Origin of the sequence: Neisseria sp. HMSC15G01 (assembly GCF_001808255.1) — a bacterium.
In the GTDB taxonomy this organism is placed as follows: domain Bacteria; phylum Pseudomonadota; class Gammaproteobacteria; order Burkholderiales; family Neisseriaceae; genus Neisseria; species Neisseria subflava_A.
This window is the reverse complement of the sequence record NZ_KV792689.1, coordinates 18,441-21,098: the sequence shown is the minus strand read 5'-3', so window position 1 is coordinate 21,098 and position 2,658 is coordinate 18,441. Positions and strand designations below refer to the sequence as shown.

Genomic DNA, 2,658 nt, shown 5'->3' with positions numbered 1-2,658 from the left:
GAAAAACAGCTTCGACAAAGACGCGGTGGCCAAAGAAATCAACCTGCAAAGGGAAGTAACACAGGAGTTCGGCAAAAACGCCGCCCAAACCACAGCAGCCGTTTCCGACAAACTCGGCAATACCCAAAGTTACGAACGGTATCAGGCAGCCAAAACCCTGCTGGAGGCCAAACTGCAAAATACGGACAGCGAAGCCGAAAAAGCCGCTATCCGCACATCCCTCGGTCAAGTAAACGCCTACCTTGCCGAAAACCAAAGCCGCTACGACACCTGGAAAGAAGGCGGCATAGGCAGGAGTATCCTGCACGGAGCGGCAGGCGGACTGACGACGGGCAACCTCGGCGGCATACTGGCCGGCGGCGGCACTTCCCTTGCCGCACCGTATTTGGACAAAGCGGCGGAAAACCTCGGCCCGGCGGGCAAAGCGGCGGTCAACGCACTGGGTGGGGCGGCCATCGGCTATGCGGCGGGCGGGAATGCAGGTACGGCGGCAGTAGGGGCGAATGTCGATTGGAACAACCGGCAGCTGCATCCTGATGAAAGGGCTTGGATAAAACAAAATGCCAAAGCATTTGCAAAACAAGAAAATGGCGGGAAGGAACCTACCGCCCAACAAGTTGCCGATGCTCAAAAACGCTTAGTGCATCAAGCAGTCAAAGAAACCGATTTATTTTGGATGCTGACTTTAGAAAAGGTAACTGATTTACCTGCAAAAGACTTTCTTAAAAAAGCCAGGCAGACCTTTCTCAATGAAGATGGCAGGCAACAGCGATTCTTCACTACGGAAGGCAAACAATTTGTCCGACCGGAGGTTTTTGCACCGGAGGCCCAATCAGACCTTGTGTTCTACCGAAACAATTTACACTCATCCAAAAATAGCAGCATTACCCAAGGCGCGAAGGATTTGGCTTCGGAATTTGCAAAAAAATCCTGGAAGGAAAAAATACAAAATCCACGAAAAACTATTACTAGAGGAGTACTCAACTCTTTACCTGTATACATTGTAGGTTCAAAGGCGGTGGATACCTTTAAAGATGTCCAAAACTGTGCAAACGACTTTGGACGATGCTGGGACAATGTCACCGAGGCCTTCCAGTCACCTGGAGCAGGTACTGCTTCCTTAATCTTAAATGACTTGCAACCGATTTACGGACAAGACGTCCGAGGTGCGCAAGCCGCACTGATCGGACTTCAATCGGTAGAAAATTTGACTACGGCCGTCGGAGCGGGCAAGGTATTGAAGCAGGTTGTCAAACCAGGCGTTAACAGCTTTAAGCGCATGCTGGACAAAGACGCCCGGGGAGAAGCAGCTAAAAAAGACGATCCGCCGAAACCCAACTTTGACAAAAAAACAGATCCACCGGCAGATCCGCAACCACAGGAAACATACCCCAAACGTGATGCAAATGGGCGTTATCACGACGAACTCGGACGTTTTATGCCCGATCCGGGGAGAGCTGCCACTGCTTTAAAACGGCCGAATTTGCGCAAACCGATAAGGGACAGTGTGTATGACCGGTATATCAAACTGCCTGACGGCAGCTATGCAGAAAAAGGAAATATCTCTAATATTATCAAACCACCCGTCCACATCGGACACAGATACGGTTGGGAAAACCGCCGTTTGATAAAGGCGGCAGATGAATTAGGCATGACGCAGAGCCAGTTGAATGAGTATGTGAACGACCCGAAAAGGACGAAAAAATTGTTTGCTCTGCAGAACAAGGCGGAAAACGAATCTCACGACCCCAGGTTTGAAAAACCGGGGCGGGGTGATTTGGGTACAATTAAACAAGATATGAGGAACTTTTTAAATGGTAAATAATTTAACACCTCCCAGTTTTGAAGAAAAAATTGCGGAAGCTGAAGAGCTAGGTGATATTGCTTTCCTTCAAAAGGCGGAAAGCGAGGGGAAATTAGATCCATTCCGTATTTCTCCTAATGAAAAATGGAATAGCCTGCATAGGGCTAATATTTGGAATCCATCATCACCTGAAACTATACGGTTTTACATAGACAAAGGTGTCCCTGTAAACGCCCAAGACATCTACGGCATGACACCGCTGCATTACGCGATGCGGGCAGAAAACGGAGATGCGGCCATGGTACTGTTGGAGGCCGGAGCGGATCCGAACATTGAAACCTATACCGACCAAGGAATTCCTTTGGCCATGATAGGCGGCATCCCCGACAGACTGGACGTTTTAAAAGCCATGCTGGACAAAGGTGCAGATGTGCATCACCCGGTCAAGAATGCAAACATGTCGCTATTGGATTTTATGAAGACTTATTTTTCCGATGACCAAAGTTTGAAACCGGTTATTGCCCTAATGGAGCAATATGCCTGATGCGCCATAGGTAAGGATAGCTCTCCCGCGAAATCCAGCTCTATTTGGCAAGAGCAAGCTGTGGCCCATATGAAACCTAAACTCAACAAGTAGGATGTGTGCAGAACGCACGCATGCGGTTCTCAAGGTTTGAGCTAAGAGGCCGTCTGAAACAATAAATACGGTTTCAGACGGCCTTTCTTTCAACAAGCCACCACAGCCATCAGACAAAAGCAGTTCGCCGCCACACCCATATCGGTAGCACGGCTAGCAAAATCATTATCCGAAGCGGTGTAGAGACAACTCTAAGACGACAAATTTTGAACGTCAT

General features: G+C 48.8%; 2 protein-coding genes. Both read left to right on the top strand.

Features of this window, described 5'->3' with window-relative positions:
* Positions 1-1,825 (top strand): GH-E family nuclease (locus tag HMPREF3139_RS11285; RefSeq protein ID WP_283127015.1); only part of this gene is annotated, 1,825 nt, incomplete at its 5' end.
* A complete protein-coding gene (locus HMPREF3139_RS08450; RefSeq protein ID WP_070461578.1) occupies positions 1,815-2,348 on the top strand; it encodes an ankyrin repeat domain-containing protein in 534 nt (177 codons plus the stop codon). The genes HMPREF3139_RS11285 and HMPREF3139_RS08450, both read left to right, overlap by 11 nt.
* Positions 2,349-2,658 lie beyond the last annotated feature (310 nt).